The sequence below is a fragment of the Methyloceanibacter stevinii genome (assembly GCF_001723355.1).
Taxonomy (GTDB): Bacteria; Pseudomonadota; Alphaproteobacteria; order Rhizobiales; family Methyloligellaceae; genus Methyloceanibacter; species Methyloceanibacter stevinii.
This window is the reverse complement of the sequence record NZ_LPWE01000013.1, coordinates 459486-478072: the sequence shown is the minus strand read 5'-3', so window position 1 is coordinate 478072 and position 18587 is coordinate 459486. Positions and strand designations below refer to the sequence as shown.

General features: G+C 63.0%; 21 protein-coding genes, 1 tRNA gene and 2 pseudogenes. 10 read left to right on the top strand and 14 right to left on the bottom strand.

The genetic code is table 11. The annotated features are described in order from the left end of the window. Positions 1-129 precede the first annotated feature (129 nt). On the top strand, positions 130-735 hold the full coding sequence (locus AUC70_RS14400; RefSeq protein WP_342022531.1) for a uracil-DNA glycosylase: 606 nt from the start codon (positions 130-132) through the stop codon (positions 733-735). Between the two features lie 84 nt (positions 736-819). Then, positions 820-1227, top strand: coding sequence for a DUF3775 domain-containing protein (locus AUC70_RS14395; RefSeq protein ID WP_069445458.1), 408 nt, complete (start codon positions 820-822; stop codon positions 1225-1227). A 39-nt stretch (positions 1228-1266) separates the two neighbouring features. Here AUC70_RS14395 and AUC70_RS14390 read toward each other — a convergent pair whose 3' ends face one another. Genes AUC70_RS14390 through dapA form a run of 3 tightly spaced genes read right to left on the bottom strand, consistent with a single transcriptional unit; the run spans position 1267 to position 3173 of the window. Next, positions 1267-1767 carry a peroxiredoxin gene (locus AUC70_RS14390; protein ID WP_083241609.1) on the bottom strand — a complete coding sequence of 167 codons (501 nt, stop codon included), beginning with the start codon at positions 1765-1767 and terminating at the stop codon, positions 1267-1269. 35 nt (positions 1768-1802) lie between these two features. Beyond that, the gene (gene smpB / locus AUC70_RS14385) at positions 1803-2273 is read right to left on the bottom strand and encodes an SsrA-binding protein SmpB (protein WP_069445456.1); all 471 of its coding nucleotides are present in this window, start codon (positions 2271-2273) and stop codon (positions 1803-1805) included. Positions 2274-2294: 21 nt separating this feature from the next. After that, a complete protein-coding gene (gene dapA / locus AUC70_RS14380) occupies positions 2295-3173 on the bottom strand; it encodes a 4-hydroxy-tetrahydrodipicolinate synthase (RefSeq protein ID WP_069445455.1) in 879 nt (292 codons plus the stop codon). 391 nt (positions 3174-3564) lie between these two features. Here dapA and AUC70_RS14375 point away from each other — a divergent pair, with 391 nt between their 5' ends. The 4 genes from AUC70_RS14375 (at position 3565) to AUC70_RS14360 (ending at position 7276) form a co-directional block, all read left to right on the top strand. After that, a complete protein-coding gene (locus tag AUC70_RS14375; RefSeq protein ID WP_069445454.1) occupies positions 3565-5814 on the top strand; it encodes a lytic transglycosylase domain-containing protein in 2250 nt (749 codons plus the stop codon). Beyond that, positions 5814-6002 (top strand): transglycosylase SLT domain-containing protein, encoded by a 189-nt coding sequence (locus AUC70_RS14370; RefSeq protein WP_069445453.1) that lies wholly within the window; start codon positions 5814-5816, stop codon positions 6000-6002. Before AUC70_RS14375 ends, AUC70_RS14370 begins: the two co-directional genes overlap by 1 nt. Next, the gene (locus AUC70_RS14365; protein ID WP_069445452.1) at positions 5999-6256 is read left to right on the top strand and encodes a lysozyme family protein; all 258 of its coding nucleotides are present in this window, start codon (positions 5999-6001) and stop codon (positions 6254-6256) included. Before AUC70_RS14370 ends, AUC70_RS14365 begins: the two co-directional genes overlap by 4 nt. A gap of 189 nt (positions 6257-6445) precedes the next feature. Next, entirely contained in the window at positions 6446-7276 is an 831-nt protein-coding gene (locus AUC70_RS14360; protein WP_244505643.1) for an alpha/beta fold hydrolase, read from the top strand. Here the strand turns inward: AUC70_RS14360 and AUC70_RS14355 are convergent. From AUC70_RS14355 to AUC70_RS14350, 3 genes are all read right to left on the bottom strand, one after another. Further along, positions 7273-8328: a hypothetical protein gene (locus AUC70_RS14355; protein WP_141702148.1), complete on the bottom strand. Its 1056-nt coding sequence runs from the start codon at positions 8326-8328 to the stop codon at positions 7273-7275. The genes AUC70_RS14360 and AUC70_RS14355 overlap by 4 nt on opposite strands. Before the next feature lie 368 nt (positions 8329-8696). Then, complete coding sequence (locus AUC70_RS16490; RefSeq protein ID WP_083241608.1) at positions 8697-8837, bottom strand: DUF3096 domain-containing protein; 141 nt, start codon at positions 8835-8837, stop codon at positions 8697-8699. 143 nt (positions 8838-8980) lie between these two features. After that, positions 8981-9970 (bottom strand): YihY/virulence factor BrkB family protein, encoded by a 990-nt coding sequence (locus AUC70_RS14350; protein WP_069445449.1) that lies wholly within the window; start codon positions 9968-9970, stop codon positions 8981-8983. Positions 9971-10054: 84 nt separating this feature from the next. Here AUC70_RS14350 and AUC70_RS14345 point away from each other — a divergent pair. Together AUC70_RS14345 and AUC70_RS14340 are read left to right on the top strand one after the other, a co-directional pair. Further along, positions 10055-10141 (top strand) — tRNA-OTHER (locus AUC70_RS14345). A 716-nt stretch (positions 10142-10857) separates the two neighbouring features. Further along, positions 10858-11343 (top strand): macro domain-containing protein, encoded by a 486-nt coding sequence (locus AUC70_RS14340; RefSeq protein WP_083241607.1) that lies wholly within the window; start codon positions 10858-10860, stop codon positions 11341-11343. Between the two features lie 46 nt (positions 11344-11389). Here AUC70_RS14340 and AUC70_RS14335 read toward each other — a convergent pair. Both AUC70_RS14335 and AUC70_RS14330 read right to left on the bottom strand, forming a co-directional pair. Next, positions 11390-11823: pseudogene (locus AUC70_RS14335) on the bottom strand (P-loop nucleotide/nucleoside kinase family protein). A gap of 164 nt (positions 11824-11987) precedes the next feature. Beyond that, positions 11988-12527 (bottom strand): tetratricopeptide repeat protein, encoded by a 540-nt coding sequence (locus tag AUC70_RS14330; RefSeq protein WP_069445447.1) that lies wholly within the window; start codon positions 12525-12527, stop codon positions 11988-11990. Between the two features lie 453 nt (positions 12528-12980). Between AUC70_RS14330 and AUC70_RS14320 the strand changes: the two genes are divergently transcribed. After that, a complete protein-coding gene (locus AUC70_RS14320; protein WP_083241606.1) occupies positions 12981-13430 on the top strand; it encodes a GNAT family N-acetyltransferase in 450 nt (149 codons plus the stop codon). Positions 13431-13555: 125 nt separating this feature from the next. On the opposite strand, the gene AUC70_RS14315 is transcribed toward AUC70_RS14320, so the two are convergent. The 3 genes from AUC70_RS14315 to AUC70_RS14305 are packed head-to-tail and all read right to left on the bottom strand — an operon-like array spanning position 13556 to position 15472. Continuing rightward, positions 13556-13915, bottom strand: a complete 360-nt coding sequence (locus AUC70_RS14315; protein WP_069445445.1) for a c-type cytochrome — start codon at positions 13913-13915, stop codon at positions 13556-13558. Further along, positions 13912-14187, bottom strand: a complete 276-nt coding sequence (locus AUC70_RS17625; protein WP_141702146.1) for a c-type cytochrome — start codon at positions 14185-14187, stop codon at positions 13912-13914. Before AUC70_RS17625 ends, AUC70_RS14315 begins: the two co-directional genes overlap by 4 nt. Next, positions 14177-15472, bottom strand: coding sequence for a sulfite oxidase (locus AUC70_RS14305; protein WP_206599401.1), 1296 nt, complete (start codon positions 15470-15472; stop codon positions 14177-14179). The genes AUC70_RS17625 and AUC70_RS14305 overlap by 11 nt, the downstream gene beginning before the upstream one ends. 40 nt (positions 15473-15512) lie before the next feature. On the opposite strand from AUC70_RS14305, the gene AUC70_RS17620 reads away from it, so the two are divergent. Further along, entirely contained in the window at positions 15513-15710 is a 198-nt protein-coding gene (locus tag AUC70_RS17620; protein WP_206599400.1) for a hypothetical protein, read from the top strand. On the opposite strand, the gene AUC70_RS14300 is transcribed toward AUC70_RS17620, so the two are convergent. The 3 genes and pseudogenes from AUC70_RS14300 to AUC70_RS14290 form a co-directional block, all read right to left on the bottom strand. After that, positions 15686-16435, bottom strand: a complete 750-nt coding sequence (locus AUC70_RS14300; protein ID WP_206599399.1) for an alpha/beta fold hydrolase — start codon at positions 16433-16435, stop codon at positions 15686-15688. The two genes, AUC70_RS17620 and AUC70_RS14300, sit on opposite strands and share 25 nt — an antisense overlap. Before the next feature lie 201 nt (positions 16436-16636). Then, on the bottom strand, positions 16637-17557 hold the full coding sequence (locus AUC70_RS18455; protein WP_069445441.1) for a pentapeptide repeat-containing protein: 921 nt from the start codon (positions 17555-17557) through the stop codon (positions 16637-16639). A 253-nt stretch (positions 17558-17810) separates the two neighbouring features. Beyond that, a pseudogene (locus tag AUC70_RS14290) lies at positions 17811-18574 on the bottom strand (TerC family protein). Positions 18575-18587: the final 13 nt, after the last annotated feature.

Sequence of the window (18587 nt, the reverse complement as noted above, 5' to 3'; positions counted from 1 at the left end):
CGCCCTGCTCCCTCACACGTTGCTCTCTCGCGGCCTGAAGGCTACCCATGGGGTCTCCTGTGTCTTCAAGGTGCTTCGTCCAGCATGGTGGCCACCAACATTATTGCCGAGCCAAAGACGGATTGTGTCTTGTGCGAGCGCCTGGTCGCCTTCCGCCACGATAACGCCGTGGCCCATCCCGATTGGTACAACGGCGCGGTCCCGTCCTTCGGCCCGGAGACGGCCCGGTTGCTGATCGTGGGGCTTGCGCCGGGCTTGAGAGGCGCGAACCGCACGGGCCGGCCCTTCTGGGGCGACTTTGCCGGCGACCTTCTCTATCCCACGCTCCTGAAAACGGGCCTCGCCCAGGGCGAGCACGACGTCCTGAGACCGGAAGCGCTCAGCCTCGTCGACTGCATGATCACCAACGCCGTGCGCTGCGTACCACCGCAAAACAAGCCGACCGGCGGCGAGATCAAGTGCTGCCGCCAGTTTCTCGATGGGCGCAAGGCGGCGCTGCCGAACTTGCGCGCGCTGTTGGCCATCGGCCGGGTGGCCCATGACAGCATCTTGTCGAGCTACGCGGTCAAAAAACGGGATTATCCGTTCGCCCACGGGGCCCGGCACAAGCTGCCCGGCGGCCTGCTTCTGTTCGACACGTTCCACTGCTCCCGCCTTAACACCAATACGGGCCGGCTGACTCCGGAGATGTTCGAACGTGTTGTCGCGGATGCGGCGGCGAGTGTGCGTGACTGAGTTGCTGGGATGGGCTAACTCAGGCATGGTTTCGGTGTAGGCGCGACGTCCAAAGACAGGGAGCCGTTCTTCGGCGCAGATCCAATGGCAGGCTTGGAAATATCACCGACGAAGGTCGGATTCGTCATCGTGAAGGCGCGCGAATACGACGCGAAAGTCGGTGCCTGGGACGACGGCGACACGACCGACCGCGACGCCGAATCCATCCTCGAAGATTTCAAGGACGATTCCACCGTCGTCGAATTGCGGGGCTTCATTCGGGAGCTGAATATCGACGAGCAAGTCAGCCTGGTCGCGTTGGCCTGGATCGGCCGCGGCTCGTTCGCGGCAGACGAACTCGAGGACGCGATCGAGACCGCCCGCTCCGAGCACAACAAGCGCACCGCCGAGTACCTCTTGGGCATGCCGCTGCTCTCGGACTATCTCGAAGAGGGTCTCAGCGCCTTGGGCTACTCGGTCGAGGACGCCGAGGACGACGCCCTGGGAGACTGAGTTCTCAGAAACTCCCGACGCGTCACGAAGTCTCTTCCCTCAAGCCTGATCTTTCAGCCAATCGACCACTTCGGCCGCGTGCGCTTCCGGATCCTCGACCGGGAAGAAGACGTGCTCGATCTGCCCGTCCCGGACCACGAAGGTGAGTCGTTTCAGATAGCTCTCCGGGCCGGCTTCGAAAGTGGGTAAGTGCAGCGCGCGCCGTAACGCCCCCTCCGCATCGCTCAGAATCGGAAACGGCAGTTCGAGCCGCAGCGCCATTTCGCGCTGGAACGCCGTCGTCTGTCCGCTGACCGCGAAGAGGCGCGCGCCGGCATGAGAGACGAGGTCGAACACCTCCCGGAAGCCTTCCAGCTCCGGCGTCGACCCGTGGGCTCCGGGGATATCGTCCCAGCCCGGCGGATTTGGGACGCCGGGGCAGCCGGTCCAGGGATAGACGGCGACGATGTTGCGTCCGGGTAGCGTCGCGAGGGTAATGTGGGATCCATCCGTCGCCGGCAGCGTCACGGCAGGAAGCGGCAGGCCCGGCGTCAGTTGCATTGGTCCTCGTTCCTCCACGACCTAACCTCCGGCGTTTAGCCCTTCTCGCGCATCAGCCGGCTCTTCTGCCGGTTCCAGTCTCGCTTCTTCTCGGTCTCGCGCTTGTCGTGGACCTTCTTGCCGCGCCCGAGGCCCAGCAAGAGCTTGGCGATGCCCCGCGCGTTGAAATAGAGCCGCAAGGGTACGAGCGTCATGCCCTGACGCTGAATAGCCTCGAGCAGCCGCGCCATCTCCTTCTTATGCAGGAGAAGCTTGCGATGGCCGCGTCGCTCGTGCCCGAAACGGGCCGCGCCCTTGTACTCATCGATACGGGAGTTGATCAGGTAGATCTCACCGTTCTCGTTGGAGGCGTAGGACTCGGCAATGTTGGCTTTGCCGGTCCGCAAGGATTTCACCTCGGACCCGGTCAGGACGATGCCGGCCTCGATCGTGTCTTCAATCTCGTAATTGTAGCGGGCCCGCCGGTTCTCGGCGATGAGCTTTCCGCTCTCGCGTTTCGGCGCCATGATTCGGGCCCTTCCAAGATCCTAGACGGGCTTCAAGCCGGCGGCCTCGATGGCCGCATCGACAGTCTTGCGCGTCGCATCGGTGATGGGTGCGAGCGGCAGGCGGGTCGAGCTTCCGCACACCCCCAGTCTTTCGGCGGCATACTTCACCGGACCGGGGTTCGACTCCACGAACAAGGCTTCATGTATTGGCATAAGCCGGTCCTGCAACTCCAGTGCCCGCTTGAAATTTCCAGCAAGGCAGGCGAGCTGAAATTCCGAGCAGAGCGCCGGTGCGATATTGGAGGTCACCGAGATGCAGCCGACCCCGCCATGGGCCATAAAGCCGAGCGCGGTGGCGTCTTCGCCGGAGAGCTGGATGAACTCGTGGCCCATTGCCGCCCGCTGCTGGCTGACGCGCGCGAGATTGGCGGTGGCGTCCTTCACGCCCACGATGTTCTTCAGCTTGAACAGCCGCGCCATGGTCTCCACCGACATGTCGACGATGCTGCGGCCCGGGATGTTGTAGATGACGATCGGGATATCGGCGGCCGCGTTGACGGCCTCGTAGTGCAGATAGAGGCCCTCTTGAGTCGGCTTGTTGTAATACGGCGTGACGACGAGAGCGCCGTCGGCGCCGGCATCCTTGGCATGGCGCGTCAGCTCAACCGCTTCGGCCGTCGAGTTGGAGCCGGTTCCGGCAATCACGGGCACCCTGCCCGCGGCGGCTTCGATGCACAGCTCGATGACGCGGCGATGTTCGTCATGATCGAGGGTCGGCGACTCACCGGTCGTTCCGCACGGCACGAGCCCGTGCGTGCCCTGGTCGATCTGCCATTCCACAAGTTTGCGGAAGGCGGCCTCGTCCACGGAACCGTCCTTGAAGGGCGTGATGAGGGCCGTAATCGAACCCTGAAACATCGGCTTAGTCACAACTCAAACTCCTTGGCGCGATCGGAGGCGCGGAGGCGATCATTTCGTCTGTTATCGCTCGGTGGGCCGGGACAATAGGATTTCGGGGGTGGCCGGGCAAGCGGCCCATTGCGGATATCGCGTGACCGGCAGCGCACGATCCAGCGCTTGGGAGCATACGGCGCGCCGCACGAAATAAGTGCCGTGAGGTCGGGTGCTAACACGCCTTCTTGGCAAGGAAGCTTACCTTTCCTGGCGCAGCTCAGTCATCTTTCCGCCGAAATCTTTGAGACAGTGTAGACTTTCGTTAAACTGCGCGGACTTTACCCGTCGCGGCTCCTGGGTAGTGGGGGACGTTTAAGCGCTGGGCGCGGGTCGTAGCCGGTAACAATCGCCGATCATGAAACGCACAAACGCGTACAATATTGCGCTGATCATGGCCTTTGCTTGGGCCGTTCCAACGTGCGCTGTCGCCAAACCGGAAGCCGTTGCGCTGCCGGAGCGTAACCCCGATCGGCCGGAAACGGTTCCAAGCGGCACGGAATCGGCAGATGCCGCCGCCAACACGGCGGCCACTCAAGAACAGATGCCGGAGGCAGCTGCGGCGCCTGAGCCGAAGCTCAGAGGTCCGATCGAAGCCACGGCGGGCGCGCCGCTTACGAAGTCGTCTGCGGCACAACCGGTTCCAGCGACGCCCGGCACCACAGTTCAGAAGCAGACCACGGCGACAAAGGCCCTCCCCGACACCGGCGGGACCACAACGATCGCCGCGATGCCGCAACCGTCCGCCAATCCCGAGCGCGTTGCGGAACAGCCGGAGTCTCAGGAAGCCGACGAGCCTGCCGCGGACGGCGCGGAACCCGCCGAGACGGCAAGCGAGTCTCCAGACGAGCCTGCGGAGGACAAGGCGGACACTGCGGAAAAAGCCGACGACAAGAGCGACGACGCCGACAAGATGGCCGCGGCGCCCGCGTCGTTCATGCCGGACACCGTGCCCGAGCCCGACATTCATCCACGCCGCGACAAGATGTTTCCACCGGAACCGGAACCCGCGCTCGACTATGTCTCGATCCTCGAGCCGCTGCTCGACTACGAGCTCAGCAGCGCAGACGAGAGCCGCGTCCGCTTCGTGATGCGCCACAAGGGAACGATCGACGATACGCTGGCAAAGATAGAAGACCCGGCCGCGCGCGACTTTGCGCTCTGGTACCGCTTCGCCCACACGAAGAGCACCTATCTCAAGGCCGAGGCGGTCGAGGCTTATCGCAAGTCCCATCCGATGTGGCCACGCCTCGAAACGCTTCGCGAGAAGGCCGAAGCGTCTCTGTTCCTTGCCGATGCCTCCCCAGAACGCATCAAGGCGTTCTTCAAGGACTCCGAGCCTGAGACCGGCGCGGGCCGCGCGGCTCTGGCCGGCGTGTATCTGAAGGAAGGCGACAAAGAGCGCGCCGAAGTGGCCGTGGATGCGGCTTGGCGTGAGGACGATCTCAGCGAGGACACCGAGAAGAAGATCCTCAGCGAGTTCGGGAGCATGCTCGACGCCGAGGACCACCGCGCCCGCATCGACGTCCTGCTCTACCCGGACAAGTCGAAGATGTGCAGCGCCGCCTTGCGTGTTGCGAAGAACCTGTCGGAAGCAGAGCAGAAGAAGGTCCAGGCGCGCGTCGCCGTGGTCAAGCGCAACGACAACGCCGGTAAACTGCTCAAGGCGCTACCGGCCGATGCGCTCAAATCCGATCTCGGGCTGCGCTTCAACAATATCCAGTGGCTCCGCCGTACGATGGACAAGGAGCAGCGGCTCACCGCCTGGAAGCTCTTGCTGGATGTTCCGCTGGAACCGGATCTCCTTCTCGACATGAAGGAGTGGTGGATCGAGCGCCGGGTCAACGTCCGGGCCGCGCTGAACGACGGGCAGCCCCGCACCGCTTACGAGATCGCCGCCAAGCACGGCCTGGCGGCCCTGCAGCATAAGCTTCCCGACCAGTTTGTGGAGGCCGAGTTCCTGGCGGGCTGGGTGGCGCTTCGGTATTTGGACGAGCCGCAAACAGCCCTACGGCATTTCATCTCCATGCGCCGCGCCGCGACGGATTCACGGGACATCTCCCGCTCCGAGTATTGGCTCGGGCGCACGGCCCTCGTGTTGGGTGATCGCGGGTCTGCCGCCGTTCACTTCCACGTTGCCGCTAAGTACCCGCAATATTTCTACGGCCAGCTCGGCCGTCAGGCGCTCGACCCGCGCCCTGCCCGGCTCGATGTGACGGCGACGCCGGTGCCGACCCCGCAAGACATCGACAAGTTCATGTCGAACAATGCGGTCCGCGCCCTCGGCGTGGCCCGGGCCGTCGGTGTGAGCTGGGTGACGCCGCAATTCCTGCTGTCACTGTCCCGTACGCTCGAGACCGCACCCGAAGTCGTCCTGCTGGCCGAATACGCGAAGTCTGTCGGCCATAAGCAAATGGCCCTGCGCCTGTCCAAGATCGCCTTCAACCGCGATCTTCCCATGGGCGACTATGCCCTTCCCGTCGGAGTCATGCCCACGTACAAGAGCCTGCTCGACGAGCGGGTGGACCCGGCTTTGGTCCATGCCTTGTCCCGGCAGGAGAGCGAGTTCAACGCCGCTGCGCAAAGTCCGGTCGGCGCCAGCGGCTGATGCAGCTCATGCCGGCCACGGCACGCGGCGTCGCGCGCCGCTACAATGTCACCTACTCCAAGTCCAAGCTCACCAACCCGGCTTACAATACGCAGCTCGGCGAAGCGTTCCTCAACGACCTGATCACGAATTACGACGGTTCGTACTTCATGGCCCTCGCGGCCTACAACGCCGGTCCCGGCGCGTGAAGGAGTGGGTTGGGATCTACGGCGACCCCCGGGATCCCGATGTGGACCCGGTCGACTGGATCGAGCGCATCCCGTTCACGGAGACGCGGCGCTACGTGATCAAGATCATGGAGACGCTGCAGCTCTATCGCTCCCGTCTGGCCGGTCCTGAAAACGCCCTTCACCTGGTCCAGGATCTCAACAGAGGTAGACGCGTGCCTCCCTCCGAGACCGCTTCGGTCCAGCCCGTCTCAACCACGGCAAAAACCCCTTAAGGGACCGCCAAGCCGTTTGCGCAGTTGACTTCTTAAGCATTGATCCGCCATCAAGGTACCGAAAGGGTGCGATGCCTTCCGGTACGCATTGTACGGGTTACACTGAGGGTGCTTCCCAAATTGGCGATGGACTATGCTTGATCTTCAGACCAACCTTGGCACGACATCTACTATGCCTCGTCGGACGACTTGAGGCTGTACGCGCGCCACTACCCGGCTCCGGACGAGAGCTATCGCAGTGTCATCTGCCTCGCAGGGCTGACGCGCAATTCCCGCGACTTCCATGCCCTGGCGACTTATCTGTCCACTCATCCCGAAACGCCCCGGAATGTCTATTGTCTCGACTATCGCGGGCGCGGTCAGTCGGAGTTCGATCCGAACTGGCGCAACTACATGCCCAACGTGGAGTTGGACGACGTCCTCGACTTCCTGACCATTCAGGGCCTGCACCAGGTCGGAATCGTCGGGACATCCCGGGGCGGAATCGTCACCATGCTGATGGCAGCCGCGCGGCCGACCGTCATGGGGCCCGTCGTCCTCAACGACATCGGCCCGGTCATCGAGACGAGAGGCCTTGCGCGGATCATGAACTATGTCCGGCGCATGCCCACGCCCAAGACCTGGGCGGACGCCATGCAGATCATGCGGGATATCAATGAGCGCGGGTTCCCGGGCAACACCGACGCCCAGTGGGACCAGATGGCCCGCAGCGTTTTCGAAGAGCGCAAAGGGCGGCTCGTTCTGTCTTACGACCGCAAGCTTGCCAAGGCGATGAGCACGACCGATCTCAGCCGTCCCTTCCCGCCCCTTTGGCCGGAATTCATTGCCCTGAGCAAAATGCCCACCTTTGTCATTCGCGGTGAGTATTCGGATATTCTCAGCGCCGATACGCTGAACGAGATGGTCGAGCGCCACCCGAACTTGCGCTCCATGACAATTCCCGAACAGGGACATGCGCCGACGCTGGCCGAGCGCGATCAGATCGAGGCCATCGCGTCGTTTTTCGCTGTGAACGATTAGGGGCGCTTGAGCCCCCCTGTCAGCGTCCCTCGCTGAGCGGTATCAGCGGTGGCAGCGAGCCGCTCCGCCAGCGGCTGCCCTCTCGACGGCACTTTGATCCGTGGAATGATCGTGGCCGCGACGTCCTGTGCCGTCCTCGGATCCAACCCCAGATTCAGGTGCGAGGCGGCTTCCTTCCACTTGATGCTTTCGGATGTCGAGAAGCGGTCAGGCAGATCACGCCGGAGCTGAGACGACACCGCCACGGCCGTACCGTGATCGGGTGCGATGCCCTCGATACTCACCGCCACGCCGGTCAGGGCGACCTTCCCGGTCTCGAGCCGCGAGAGGGCCCGCAAGGCGGCAGCAACCGCCTTGTCCCAGTTCTTCGGCGCGCCGGAGGCCACTTCCAGTCGATCGTCCAGACCGGGCCGCTCGAACAGCTGCCGCGAGAGATCGCGCACGTCCTTGCGCGCGCCCTCGCTCGGTACGCTCCCCGCCAGACTCAAAGCATTGGGACCCAGGTCCGCCTGAAAGACGAACGGATCGGCGATCGGCGGACGCACGGCATTTGCCTTGACGGTCAGGCCGGCAGGCAATGTCCCGGACAAAGCCTTTTTGAGCTTTCCGTACTGTTGGGCATCGGCGGCTTCGCCACTCACGGTCAGTGCGCCCCCGTCGACCTGTACCTTGCCCCTCGACATGAGCGAGAGTTGCTGCAGACCGAAGCTGACCGCCGCAAGCCACTGCTCGCGCGGCTGATCGGTCTGCGCGACCGCAACCTTGTCCTCGATTGTGAGGTTCGGGAAATGTGCCTTGACCATGCCGAGCGATGTCTGCCGGTCCTCTTCGGACGGCGCGCTGCCGCGGAGCGTGATCTTGGATTGGTTCAGATTGGCGAACCAGCTCTCCTCGGCGGAAGTGTCGGCGGCATTCTTGTTTGCCGCCTTGCCATCCGCCTTCGGCGTGGCCTTGTGCGCGGCCTCGTCGCGGCTGTCTGCGTCGGCCGCTGCGAATGTATCTGCCGACGAAACCACGAGGAGCCCGAGCAACGCGCCCAGCACGACAGTCATGGATAGGACCGCGGCGTGTCTACGCGCACCGCGCCCGTGCCTCGGGCAAACTCGACTCGCTCGACCCATCACTCGCTTCATATCCTCATCATCACAACGAGCTCTCGTCAGATACTCACGTACTCGCGCGCAGCTTGGCGCGCTGAGCGCCCGTCGCCCTCGAACAGACTGTGTAACGTCCTGAGTAACGTCCAGCCGATCCTGGCCGGTACCCTACTCGGCCTCAGATTCGGTTGAACGAAAAATATAGGCGATGCCGACAGCCGGTTCCAGAGCGCAGTTCGTCTGTCCGAGTCTCAAAGAGTGGAAAAGCACCCTAGCAATAAGGATGCTTTTCGCCTCTTCAATCTGTCGTTACTGCAGCTAAACTATTGCAGGTGCTGTGCAAGACCGATGATGCCAATCGCGATCAGGTAGATCGCAACGACATAGTTGAGAATTCTGGGCATCAGCAAAATGAGAACACCCGCGACTAGTGCAATCAACGGATTCAGAAGTACAGGATCCATGGCTCTTAGTCTGACCTCCCCCAATTAAGCGCATTTGCGCGACGTCCGGTGGGCCAAGCATAAGCGATCGACCGCCGATTGTCCCCGGAGGAACGATAGAGATCCCGCAAAGAAATTCTGTGGACTGTTTCGTCTAAACCCGATCAGGCACCATGCTTCGAAACACTTTTTCTGTCCGAACCTGAATTGGCGCTCGCGGGCCGCGCGCCTGCTTCCCGCTCGACGGCCGCGTTGATCTCCGCCCCGATCAGGACGATGTAAAACGAGATATAGAGCCAGAAAAGCAGGATGATCACGGCGCCGAGCGATCCATACATCTTGCCGTAGTTGGCGAAGTTCGAGACGTAATACGAGAAGCCCAACGACGCGAGCAGCCAGACCGCCGTCGCGAAGATGGAACCCGGCGTCACCCAGTGCCACTGCGGGTCTTCATGCTCGGGGCCGAAGCGGTAGACCAGCGCCAGTAAGAACAACGTCAGCAGGAAGAAGACCGGCCAACGCAAATAGGTGACGGCCGTCTGGAATGCGTGCGGGTGCCCCGAGTTCTCGAACAGCAGCGGTACGGAGATGATGGCGAAGAGCATGGCCGTGACGCCGACAATGGCGATGAACGTGTAGCCGACGGCCGCGAGATAGAAGTGCACGATGCCGCGCCGTTCCGGCTGGCCATAGGCGATGTTCAGTGCCGAGAACATTGCTTGCGTGGCGTGGTTCGCACTCCAGAGCGCGACGAAAAGTCCCGCCGCGAAACCCCATCCCAGTGTCTGACCGGACGTCTCGGCGATGCGTTTGATCTGATCGAGCACGATCGCATAGGCCTCGGGCGGCAGCACAGTCTGGAAGATGTCGAACTGCCGCTCCACATTCTCGGGATTGGCCGTTAGCCCGTAGAGTGAGATCGAGGCTGTCAGCGCCGGAAAGATCGCGAACAGCGCGTAATACGCACACCCCGCCGAGACCACGGACAAGTGATCGCGGCCGGTGCTGATCCCGACATCCTTGACGATCCGCCCGAATGCTCTGGTCCGGCGGTATTTGTGCTCGCCGTGGCGCTCGGGGGCAGGCTCCGGCGTGCTCGAGCTGCCGTTGTCGGCTGGCGCGGCTTCGCCGGTTTCGCTGGACTTGCGGTTCATGACGTCATGAAGGAATGTGTGCCTCCGACTCGCAAGGAGACCGTGCTTCGGTCTCGAGCGCAAGATGCAGCGGGCGGACTTTCCGGAGGGGTGGCCGAGTGGTTGAAGGCACCGTCTTGAACCGGCAGGCGGGCGACCGTCTCGTGGGTTCGAATCCCACCCCCTCCGCCATGCACCCGGCTCACCATCTGTCTTGAGGTCGTCGTCGCGAGGCGGGCGCTCAGCACAAGTCTCTGCCGACATCGGGGCGCCTACCTCGGCAATGCAACGGGCCGGGGAACGCCACTCCCTGGCCCGCCGATGTTCTAGGCTAACGACGTTCGACGGAATCGCGCGCTAGTTGGCGTCCCGTAGCACGGTGCCTTTGACAAGGCCCTTCGAGCAGGCCTTCTTGAACTCGCGTTTCGATATCTGACCGTCTTGATCGGGACCGTCCGCGAGCTTGAAATTGACGATCCAGGGGCTGCATCGGCCCTGTCGAGGTACCGGCCGGACGGCACCGCAGCCTTCCAGACCGCCTTGCAGTCGTCGCGGCTCAGGACCGCCGAGGGGCGTCCGGAGGACATGGTTGCCGCCGTTGCGTAGCCGGTCGACATCAACACAGCGACGCCAGATAGGATCACTAGAGTTTTCATCATACTCCTCCCAATGTGTGGTTCCTGACGGGAGCCAGGAACACACGCGATTATTGGACGGCTCTGGGCGGATTCAAGTTACGAATCGGTGATGGGTAAACCGCATCTGAAGGTCTGGCGCGCGTCCGCCACCCGATTGACTGTTGCCCCGCCAGGCCTCATTGATCAGGCGCAAAGTTCGGCCGAGCCGCAACTCCTACTTTAACGCTCTCGGGCGGTTCGCCCGATCTCCCCATGTCACGAGGTACCAAATTGATCACGAAAGTTCGCGGCGACATCCTTTTGAGCGATGCCCAGGCCATTGCCCACGGCGTCGCCCCCCACGATCATTTCAACCAGGGCCTGGCCTTGGCACTCCGCGAGCGGCATCCGGCCATGGCCAAGGATTTTCGCCACTACTGCCACCAGGAGAACCCGAAGCCCGGACATGCCTGGCTCTGGGCCGGCCCCGAGCGAGTCGTCATCAACCTGATGACGCAGGAGCCCGCGCCCGACGAAAAGGCTCATCCAGGCAAGGCGACCGCGCACAACGTCAATCACGCTCTGAAAGAGCTGTGCGCCATTCTCGAGAAGGAGAACATCTCCTCCGTGGCCCTGCCCAAGCTCGCGACGGGCGTCGGCGGTCTGACCTGGGAAGAGGTGGAGCCGCTGATCGCGAGCCATCTGGGCGACCTCGGCATTCCCGTCATCGTTTACGAGACCTACGAGAAGGACGTGAAGGCGACCGAGCCGGTCTAAGCCGCAGCGTCCCGATCGACAGCTGCAGTAGGCGACTGCGAGTCGCCTACTGCGTATTGCCTTCCCTCTGCCGGTGCACGATCACCTCGAACTGCTCGTCCTTGGACGGCGCTACGAAGTGGCGCGTGATCCTGTCGAACTGTTCGTCGCTTGCGGCGAACGGGTGCGCCCCTTCGGCGTTGCGCCGGCGCAGACGCGCGCGGCATACGTCGTCCGGAACATCGAGAAAATGCAGACGATGGGCGCAGCCCGCGTCTTGAAAATCTCCCGCATCCACAGGCGCGCCTCGATCGTGTTGGCCTGGAAGTCCGCCACGACGTCGAGGCCGGCGCGCAGCAGCGCGATCAGATGTGGGGCCAGGACAGCACGTAACCGGTATGAGTATTTGAGGTAATCCTCGATGGAGGCGATCTCCTCGCCATACAGGACGGAGAGCCAATCGTCTTCGCTCACGACTACCGTTTTGGGCTCCCGGCCCAGCGCCGCCGCAAGCGTCGACTTGCCCGCGCCGATCTTCCCGACGAAGAAATGCAGGACGGCTCATTGTTCACAGTCATATCCAAGGACCTCGGGCCACCTATTCAAAGGCGGCCGAGACCTAAGTACGAACTATGGCCCGGCTGCGGCGCGGGGGCCGCACCGTCTCAGCGGACATTCGGCGGGCGATATTCGGGAAGTCCGGGGTCGTTGGCGCGATGGTCCTGGATGCGCTGCTTCGCCTCGGTGAGTTGTTCTCCGGACATCTGGGCGGCGACGTCATGCTGGTTCGTCAGTGCACGCTCGCGATGCCCGAACTCGGCAGCCTGATAGCCGTCGGCGGCCAGCCCGAACCAGGCGTAGGCGGCGACGACATCCTTCGGCACGCCGCGTCCGTGCTTGTAGAGGACCCCGAGATTGTTCTGCGCGAACGGGTGACCGAGCTCGGCGGCCTGCGCGTACCATTTCGCGGCTTCCGCATAGTCCTGCGGAACGCCCTGCCCCCGTTCGTGCATGTACCCGATCAGATATTGCGCATGCCTGTCGCCGTCTTCCGCAAACGGCGTCATGGCCTGCATGGCCTCCGGGTAGTCCCCTCGATAATAGGTGGCCATGGCGCGCTCGAGCGACTGCGCCGAGGCGCTGGCCGCCATTCCGAACATGGCGGCGCCGAGCACCGCGCCAACAAGACAAACCGATCTCAACATGGCTTGCTCCGGTGTTGATCTGCCCCCACCCTGATACGCACAGGCTCCGAACACGGATCAACGCAAACCCTCAAGCGAAGGCGACTTGCATCCAACTGTCATCTTTCTCGACGACAATCCGCCGGGCGTGTTTTCGAGCGCCTGACGGCCCAAGGACGACTTATGGAAAATGACAAGAAAAACAGAGACTTGAAGCTAGAGGCCTTTCTCGCCCGGGAAAGCGCACGACGCAAACGGGCCTCCTCCTTGAGCGAATCGTCCAAAGCCGTCGAAAAGGATCTGGAGCGCCTCGTCGAAGAGGAGCGGATTCGACGGATCGCCGAGGAAGACGAGCAGTCCAAGAAGCGATAGGGCAGCGCGAAACCTCGGACTCCGGGGCCTCTGCCCTTATTCTACATCCGTCATGAAGATTCGCCCCGAAGTCCCTTCGGACGAAGCGCGATCGATCACGTCGTGGATGGCGCCTTTGCGTCCAGTTCCCACGCCAATCATACCGAGGCGGCGATCGTGCGCGCGTTACGGGCCAGCGGAGACATGACACTCTCCCTGGTCGCCGAAATTGCCGGCACCGTCGTCGGCCATATCGCCTTTTTCGCCGGTCGCCATCGATGCGCGCATGGAGATTGGTTCGGCCTTGGGCCGCTCGCGGTTGATCCGGTTTATCAGGGTCAAGGCGCCGGCTCGGCGCTGGTCAGCCACGGCCTTGCCGATCTGCACACGAACGGCGCCGCCGGCTGTGTGGTGCTTGGCGATCCCCGCTTCTATGGCCGGTTCGGTTTCATGAGCGACGGCGCGCTGCGCTATGGCGATCTGCCGACGCGCTACATTCAGCGGATCGTTTTCGCTGGAGGCGCGCCGAGCGGCGAGATCCACTACGCGCCCGCGTTCGATCTGGCGGGGTAACGGCAACCCCTGCTGCTACCGCTGCGGAAAGTTCGGCCTGTCCACGTTGTAGTTGGCCGCCAGGTAATCGAGGATCACCGTGCGATCCTCATCGGATGGGGTCGGCATGCCCTGTTTTTCAATCATCACGTGATGGCCTTGTCCCAGTGCGCGCGTGACTTGCCCTGCTGCACGATGATCATCTCCGAATGACACGCCGTACACACCGCGTAGGTCGTTTCGACACCGGGCGCATCGACCATCAATCCGAAGTCCCGCTTCTTGTCGGCGTCCGAGGCCGCGGTTTCCGCCTCGGCAAGTTCCGGGTCCACGCCGATCGGCAGCGGGTTGGCGCTGTTCTGGTTGAGATAGGCGATCAGGTCGGCGCGGTCGGCGGCGTCCGTAACGCCGGGAACCATCATGCGGGTCCCGGAAATCGTGCCGGCGGGATCGGCAAGAAAGCTGTCGAGCCGTTCCAGTTCCCAGTTGCCGCCGAAATCCTTCAAGGCTCGCTGTAGGCGAAACCGTCTACGCTCGCCACAGGCCGGTTGATGACGCTCCACAGATTGGGCCCAATCTTCGTAGGGCCGCCCTCTTCGACCGTGTGGCAAGTCCCGCAACGCACGAAGATCTCTTTCCCCTTCGCTGGGTTCGCCTTGGCAAGACGGTCATCCAAGGTCTGGGCCTTCGAGCCGCCACTCCCCAGCCCTACGAACAGAACGCCCCAGCAGACGAGCGCAGCCAGAGCTCGGGATGGCGCCATCGGGCTAAGCGACATTGACGGCCACGCGGTGCATTGAATTGTTGAGGTAGCCTTTCGGATTCCATCCCACGGCGTAGGGCTGCGTGGCGCCCGCGCTATCAGTGGCGCGCGACCAGATCTCGTAATAACCCGCTTGCGGGAAGGTGACGGTCTTCTTCCAATTCTGCCAGGCGCCGAAATTGACCGGCGGGGCGAGATCCGTCGGCATCCAACTCGCGCCAAAGTCGATCGACACGTCCACCTTTTCGATGGTGCGATCGCCGGACCAGGCATGGCCGCGCACGTCGACGGCTTTACCCGAGACATCGGACTTGGTGGCGGGATTCGTGATGAGCGATTTGACGGGCATCCGCATGATGATGTCGAAATCCTCCTCGGGCACATCTTGACCGGGCGCCACGGGATAGCGCGGCACGCGGTAGGACGTGCCCCCCATCTTCGGCCCGTCGTGCACCACGTCGCGTAGCCAGATGCGGGTGAGCCATTTCTGCGAACACGAGCCCGGCCAGCCGGACACGACCAGACGCAAGGGACGCCCGTTCAGTACCGGAATTTCCGTATCGTTCATCTCGAAGGCGATGAGAACATCGTCCGCCATCGCCTTTTCGATTGTCAGCCCGCGGGAGATCGGCAGCCTTGCCGGATCCCCTGAAAGATGCGGATCGGCCCCTTCATGGGCCGTGTAGATGACGCCCTCCTTCACGCCGGCTTTCTTCAGCACGTCGCGCAGCCGCACGCCCGTGAAGTAAGCGCACCCCACCGCCCCGTACGTCCATTGGTTCCCGCCGGCCGGCGGGCTGAAGAAGAACCGGCCGTTGCCCCCGCACTCGATCACGAGCGCGAGCTTCACCACCTCGAATTGCTCCTTGAGGTCCGCGATCGTGAGCTTCAGGGGAGTGTCCACCAGACCGTCAATCGTGAGTTCCCAACCATTGGCGCTGGTGTCGGGCGGCACGTTCCCATTGTTCCGCACGAAGAAATGTTCGTTGGAGGTGATGGGCGAGTCCAGAAGATGGGGCGGGGTCTCGGCATTGATGGGCCGGTCGTTCAACAGGACGAGACCATCCTTGCCTTGCAGAACATCGGTGTCTGCCAAGGCTGCCGGAACAAACCCGGCTGGCATGTTTCGGTGGAAGGGGATCGCGGCGCCAAGCATGGCACCCATGGCCGCAAGTCCCGCGCCGCCTAGGAACCCGCGCCGGTCGGGATACGACTCACGGCCAAATACGGCGCGATCAGCCTGCTCAGGATCGCCTTCAAAGAAGGCGAACAAGTTCTTTGCTGCCGACTTTGTCATCATCGTTGCCCCTTTAGACAAAATCTAAACGTGGCACCGGCTCATGACAAATCGACGACGCAGAGGTTCTGCAGCGGAGGGACGACAACTGGAGCGGGAAACCCCTTCTCCGGGCCGGAATGCGCTACTGATCCGTACCGAGCGCTTGCAGCAGCGCATCCTTGAAACGATCGAAGTCCTCGATCTGCGGGAGGTGACCGAGCCCGTCGAGTTCGATCAGTTGAGCGTTCGGGATGCGTGACGCGGCTTCCTTGCCGAGCCGGTCGTAGCGGCCCAGTTCACGCGTGCGCCCGGCCGCTTGTTGGCCCTGTTCGGGCCCGTGCGGTCCCGTGTGCCGATGATCAGCGTGGTCGGAACCGCAAGCAGTTCGACATCATCGATTACGGGCTGGGTGAGGATCATGTCGTAAGTCAGCGCCGAGACATAGGCGAGCTGCTCGGAATCGGGCCCGTTGATCCAACCGCGCAACGGTATCGTCAGCGCGTCGTACGCATCGCTCCAGGCGCCGTCGTAATAGTTCTTGCGCTGGTACGCGACGATATCGGCACCGGTCAGGCCCTTCTCGCGCTCGAAAGCGGCGACGATGTCCGGATAGGTCGTGTAGTCGAGATAGTCCTCGAGCCCGATCGGATTGACGAGCACGAGGCGTTCCGTCCGCTCGGGATAAGCGAGTGCGAAACGCGCGGCGAGCATGCCGCCCATGGAATGGCCGACAATGACGGCCTTCTCAATTCCGAGATCGTCCATCAGAGCAGCGGTGTTCGCGGCAAGCTGATTGAAGCTGAATTGATAGGCTGTCGGCTTGGAGGATTTCCCGAAGCCGATCTGATCGGGCATCAGCACGCCGTAGCCGCGGGCCGCGAGAAACTCGGCCGTCCGGCCCCAGTAGGCCCCGTTGAAGTTCTTGCCGTGGAGCAAGACCACGGTCGGCGCATCCCCTTTCGCCGGCAGGTACATGTACGCCATTTCAAGGTCTTGGCGCTGGTTCTTCAGCGCCAGAGTCTGGACGTCGAAGGGATATGCGTAGCCGGACAGGCGCGCGCGAAGGCAGGCTCTGCCTCAACAACGGGCTCTTCGGCGTGCGCGGGCATTGACGCAAACCAGAGCGGGACGAGCGCCGCGAAAACCAATGAGATGAAATGGAAAGGTGCCACGCGGCGGGCGTCGCTAGGCGCGATCGCGCCAGTTGCGCGCAGGTCTGCCGGCGCGGCGAGGACCACCCACGAGCCATGAGACGTGCTTGTTCTCGTTGTCACCCTGCTCATCACGCTGCGTGTCGTGGCCGTTCGACCGCATCACAACTCGTTGCGGCTCGAAACGCTCCGGCGCAGGCTGGGGCCGAGAGACTTCCACCTTGGGCAGCGCAGGCGCCGGTGAGAACACCGGCGTCTCGACGGGCGACGCTTGAACGGGCTCTGACTCCGGCTCCGGTTCGGGCTCGACGTAAGCGGCCGGTTCCGGTTCAGGGGTCTCTTCCGGCTGGTACGCCTCTTCCGGTTCCGCTACCGCGCGGAACGACATGCGCGCCGGCTCGGCAGGCGCCTCGGCAGCGGGGGCCTCGTACGCCTCCTCCTCCACCGCGTCGCGCGCCGTCTCGATGTGGAGGATGCCTTGGCCGACGCTCCACAGTGCCGGACGCTGCAGTTCCTGGGGAAGAACTGTGCCGAGGTTTCCCTCGGCCTCGCCGATCTGATCAGTCGTCAAATCGCGGACGTCGGCAAGGCTGGCCCCGCTGAGATTGGCGGCTTTGAGAACGGCGCCGGACAAATTCGCCCCATCGAGATTCGCCCCTGCCAAGTCCGCGCCGGTCAGGTCGACGCCCTCGAGCCGCGCCCCGCGCAGGTCCGCATTCGTCAGGTCCGTGCCGCGCAGATCCGCCCCGGTCAGGGTGGCGAAATAGAGTGTCGCGTCGGCCAGTAGCGCCCTCGACAGATTGATCGGGCCGCCGTTCATCGGGCCCAACTGGCGGTCGCCGATGCTCAAGGCGATGCCCTCGAGGTCGGGCACGATCGACGGGTTCTCGGCACGCCACGCGTTCCAAACGCGGGGGCCGCGACGCAGAATCTCTATGTGCTCCGGAATTGTCATTTCGCGACTCTGCGTACTACGGGAAAGGCAATCGGCTCAACGCGATATTTTGTGCGGTGCGACTAAAAAATGCGCAGTGCAACCAATATGCGTGTCCGAATGGCGTACCGGGCGGATGTAACAGTTTCCTAGCAGCGCTCTGCTTGTCCACAATACCCACCGGGCTGAGGCCGATTGTACTGCCGATCGCCCTCGCCCGCCACCGCAACGGCGTGGCTTTGCGGCAACGCCGCGCCTCAAACGACGCCACGCGTCAGGCCTCCGGCGGCGGCTTCGGCGAGTCGTTCTCGCCCCCGATCGTCCGCCGCTTCTTGCTCGCCAGCACGTTGATGAACTCGACGCCTGCGGAAAACGCCATCGCGAAGTAGATGTAGCCGCGCGGAATGTGGAAGTGGAAGGCATCGGCCACGAGTGCGGCGCCGATGAGCAGCAGGAAGGACAAGGCCAGCATCTTGGTCGTCGGATGGCGCTCGATGAAAGCGGCCACCGGTCCCGAGGCGACATACATGACGGCGATGGCCACGACCACGGCCGCGACCATCACCTCGATATGGTCCGCCATGCCCACGGCCGTGATGATCGAATCCACCGAGAAGACGAGATCGATCACGGCGATCTGCACGACCGCCGCGGTCATCGAGGCCGCGATGGGTCCCGATCCGTTCTCGTCGCCGCTCCCCTCGATCCCTTCATGTATCTCGCGGGTACCCTTCACCAGGAGGAACAACCCGCCTGCGAGAAGGATGAGATCACGCCATGAAAAGTCGTACTCCCCCAACGTGAAGATCGGCGTGGTCATGTGAATGAACCAGGTGAGGAAGCCGAGCATGATGACGCGGAACACCAGCGCCAGCATCAGCCGATACGGCGTGCGGTGAGCTGTTGCTCCGGCGGGAGCCGCTGCACCATCACCGAGATGAACACGACATTGTCGATGCCGAGCACGATCTCCATCGCACTCAAGGCCAAGAAGCTCGCCCAGACATGCGGATCAGTGAGAAATTCGACAAGCGTCATGAAGGTCTGGCTT

What these genes read in the sequence shown, in the direction of transcription:
- smpB (WP_069445456.1), bottom strand. Translation starts at nt 2,273, where the DNA reads ATGGCGCCGAAACGCGAGAGCGGAAAGCTCATCGCCGAGAACCGGCGG.
- AUC70_RS17620 (WP_206599400.1), top strand. Translation starts at nt 15,513, where the DNA reads ATGACAAATCGACGACGCAGAGGTTCTGCAGCGGAGGGACGACAACTG.
- AUC70_RS16490 (WP_083241608.1), bottom strand. Translation starts at nt 8,837, where the DNA reads ATGGATCCTGTACTTCTGAATCCGTTGATTGCACTAGTCGCGGGTGTT.
- AUC70_RS14390 (WP_083241609.1), bottom strand. Translation starts at nt 1,767, where the DNA reads ATGCAACTGACGCCGGGCCTGCCGCTTCCTGCCGTGACGCTGCCGGCG.
- AUC70_RS18455 (WP_069445441.1), bottom strand. Translation starts at nt 17,557, where the DNA reads ATGACAATTCCGGAGCACATAGAGATTCTGCGTCGCGGCCCCCGCGTT.
- AUC70_RS14370 (WP_069445453.1), top strand. Translation starts at nt 5,814, where the DNA reads ATGCAGCTCATGCCGGCCACGGCACGCGGCGTCGCGCGCCGCTACAAT.
- AUC70_RS14300 (WP_206599399.1), bottom strand. Translation starts at nt 16,435, where the DNA reads ATGGCGTACATGTACCTGCCGGCGAAAGGGGATGCGCCGACCGTGGTC.
- AUC70_RS17625 (WP_141702146.1), bottom strand. Translation starts at nt 14,187, where the DNA reads ATGTCGCTTAGCCCGATGGCGCCATCCCGAGCTCTGGCTGCGCTCGTC.
- AUC70_RS14375 (WP_069445454.1), top strand. Translation starts at nt 3,565, where the DNA reads ATGAAACGCACAAACGCGTACAATATTGCGCTGATCATGGCCTTTGCT.
- AUC70_RS14395 (WP_069445458.1), top strand. Translation starts at nt 820, where the DNA reads ATGGCAGGCTTGGAAATATCACCGACGAAGGTCGGATTCGTCATCGTG.
- AUC70_RS14305 (WP_206599401.1), bottom strand. Translation starts at nt 15,472, where the DNA reads ATGATGACAAAGTCGGCAGCAAAGAACTTGTTCGCCTTCTTTGAAGGC.
- AUC70_RS14355 (WP_141702148.1), bottom strand. Translation starts at nt 8,328, where the DNA reads ATGACTGTCGTGCTGGGCGCGTTGCTCGGGCTCCTCGTGGTTTCGTCG.
- dapA (WP_069445455.1), bottom strand. Translation starts at nt 3,173, where the DNA reads ATGTTTCAGGGTTCGATTACGGCCCTCATCACGCCCTTCAAGGACGGT.
- AUC70_RS14330 (WP_069445447.1), bottom strand. Translation starts at nt 12,527, where the DNA reads ATGTTGAGATCGGTTTGTCTTGTTGGCGCGGTGCTCGGCGCCGCCATG.
- AUC70_RS14350 (WP_069445449.1), bottom strand. Translation starts at nt 9,970, where the DNA reads ATGAACCGCAAGTCCAGCGAAACCGGCGAAGCCGCGCCAGCCGACAAC.